This is a genomic window from Polaromonas sp. P1_E1_2 (assembly GCF_056406035.1).
Genome location: NZ_JBFUAZ010000571.1, coordinates 1 through 2,741, shown reverse-complemented (window position 1 = coordinate 2,741; position 2,741 = coordinate 1). Strand labels below are relative to the sequence as shown.

2 protein-coding genes and 1 pseudogene are annotated in these 2,741 nt (G+C 63.0%); 1 reads left to right on the top strand and 2 read right to left on the bottom strand.

Going from position 1 to position 2,741, the window contains the following annotated elements; translation table 11 throughout:
- Together AC1D1P_RS20055 and AC1D1P_RS20050 are read right to left on the bottom strand one after the other, a co-directional pair.
- Positions 1-804: aldolase/citrate lyase family protein (locus tag AC1D1P_RS20055; protein WP_477674177.1), on the bottom strand; the 804-nt coding region annotated here is incomplete at its 3' end.
- A gap of 22 nt (positions 805-826) precedes the next feature.
- Positions 827-2,308 (bottom strand): lipid II flippase MurJ, encoded by a 1,482-nt coding sequence (locus tag AC1D1P_RS20050; protein WP_477671329.1) that lies wholly within the window; start codon positions 2,306-2,308, stop codon positions 827-829.
- A 152-nt stretch (positions 2,309-2,460) separates the two neighbouring features.
- Here AC1D1P_RS20050 and AC1D1P_RS20045 point away from each other — a divergent pair.
- Positions 2,461-2,741: pseudogene (locus tag AC1D1P_RS20045) on the top strand (lysine--tRNA ligase); the annotation flags it as partial.

Genomic DNA, 2,741 nt, shown 5'->3' with positions numbered 1-2,741 from the left:
CACTTGTTCTGCTACCTGCAGAATGACGGCAGCGACACGAAGCCGGTCGGCCTCCTGCTGGTCCGGTGTGCGCTGCGCCAGCGCTTCCTCAAACTTCCGCAATTCAGCCACGGCCGCCTCAAACGGCATATCGGCATCGGGTCTGTTGAAAGTCCGCGAAAGAATCACCGCCTGCGAACCCAGGCGCAAATGCTCACCCATAACATCGCGGCCGGGAAGTGAGCCCTCGTCTGCGCGGGCGATCCCGCCAAAGCCCATCGGTAAACCCCGCCGCCTTGCCGCTGCCGCTACGCGGTCAACATGGCCCTGGGCCAACGGCTCGAACATGAAGCGGCAGCCCATCGCCAAGTGCAGGTCATTCAGGCCGACGAAGACCTCTCCAAGCCCCGGCGTGTCCAGCCATTGCTCGAGCGATTCGAGCGCACCCACGGTTTCGAGCAGGGGCACTACCGGCACACGGCCATCGACGATTTCGCAGAAGCTCCGCAATTCCTGCGCGGTCGAAAACATCGGAAGCATCAGCAGGTCGGCCCCTTGCGCAAGCACAGCATCGACCTCCGCACGGGCTGCAGCCGGCTGATCGAGCCGGTATGGATTGACGCGAACCATGAGACGCGAATGCCGTAAAACTGCCTTGACACGGCCCACATCGTCAATCTGGTGCGTACTGATGAAAGTGTTGCGCCCGGCCTGGCGCTCGGCCTTGCCATTGCGTTCAAGGTCCACAAACAGCCGCATGGCCGGCATCCGGTCACAGCGTTTCGCCAGCTCCGGCTGGTTGGTAATGGTCAGTAAGTCAATCATGGAACGAAAGAGGAATAAGCCATTATTGCCCGCCGGCCTGCGGCACGGCCAACGGCTGGCGGCCCAGAAAACTGCGCAGCAAAGGGCTGGCCAGCAGCGCGCTGGCCAGCACCACTACCGCAAAAAAGCTGGCTGCCAGCGCGCTGGGCAGAAAATTCCAGCGGCCAAACCAGCGACTGGCCACGACCAGAAGCAGGCAAGCGGCCAACGGGGCAAGCATGGCACGCCACGGCAGCGCCCGGTGAAGCTGCTCGCGCTCGGTAAATAACATGGCGAGTGTGATGCCCGCCAGTACGGCATTGAGCGCCCCCATCACAAGCGCGCCTCCGGCAAGCCCGGACCAAGCTGCAACGGCGAGCGCAGTCAGGCCGGCGACATAAGCCCAGACTGCGCGGTGCATATGCCCCGATGCAGCCATGACTGTCAGCAATACGGCGATCAAAGCCTGTGGCAGCAGTGACCAGATACCGATGGCCCCCCAGCGCGCAATAACTTCCAGATGCCCGGCATCCATGCGGCCCCAGCCAAACAGCAGTTGGGCAAGCGGCAGCGAAAAGCTGCCCACCACGGCGATCGCTGCGCAAGCCAGGGTCCAGGCCAGGAGAAAGGCAATTTGCAAAGCCCTGTCGCGTTCCGCAGAGCCTACTTCGGTGCGGGTGATTGCCGGAAAAGCCAGACTGGCCACGAGCTGCACCGCGAGCACCAGCGGCAACTCCACCAGCTTCCAGGCGTAATTAAAGTCTGCGAGGGCCCCCTCCCCGGCCTGGGACGCCAGGCTGCGCCCCATCAGGGGCAACAGCAGCAGCAGGCCCGAAGACAGGCCGGCCCAGATCCATATGCCCGCAGCAGGCGGGGCCGGCATAGCCATCGCCGCCGGACCAGTCGGCGCAGCCTGCGGAAGCCGCCAGGCCAGCCAGCCGAGGCGCGCGACCATCGCCAGCACAAGGAAGCAGCCCAGGATAAAGACAGTTCGATCTCCGCTGTTTTGCGGCGCCAGGAACAGCGCAAGAACCAGCAGCAGGTTGACCACAAGATTGCCGCTGTACATGCCTACGAAATCCCGTTCATGCTGCAATCGCGTTACCCAGAGCGCGGCCAGCATGGCCAGCGGCAGCACGGCGGCGCTCCAGGCCAGCGAGTCACGGCCAAGGATGGCCATTTCGCCGCGCAGGCCAGGTGCAAGCGCATGGGACAGCGCACCCCGAAGTAACCAGATCAGCAAAGCCAGTACAAGACCAGTGCCGAGCAGCGCCCGTGCGACTTTTTTCTGGCTGGCATCCTGTTGCGCAGGCGTTTGGCGCGCCCATTCCGGCAACAACACGTAACCCAGGGCGCCGCTGAACAATATGCCGACCAGCAAGTCCGGCAGGGTGAACATCACAATCACCGCATCGCCAAGTCCGGTGGCGCCAAAAGCAGCGGCCTGGGCCGATTCCCGCAGGAGGCCGAGCAGGCGGCTGGCCATGAGCAAACCCAGGGAAAAAACGCCGGCGCGCAGGTACATAGGCGGGATTATCAAGGCTTAAATAGGGGCAGCCGGCCCTGAATGGGGAAACCAGCCACTTAAAAAACTAAAATCAACGGTTTGGCGCTTTGTCCGCAACAGCTGCAAACCGGCTTTGGCAGCGCCCCCGATCGTTTTCACACCTTCTGACCATGTCCGATAACAACACCGTGCCCCCTGCCCAAGACGAGAACCAGCTGATCGCCGAACGCCGCGAAAAGCTCAAGGCCATGCGCCAACGGCAGGCCGAAGGCCGGGGCGTCGCCTTCCCCAACGACGTCAAGCCGACGCACCGGGCGGCAGAGGTTTTCGAAAAGTACAGCGACAAGACCAACGAGGAACTCGAGCCGCTGGCGATCAAGGTTCATGTCGCAGGCCGCATGATGCTCAAGCGCGTGATGGGCAAGGCGAGCTTTGCGACGCTGCAGGATGC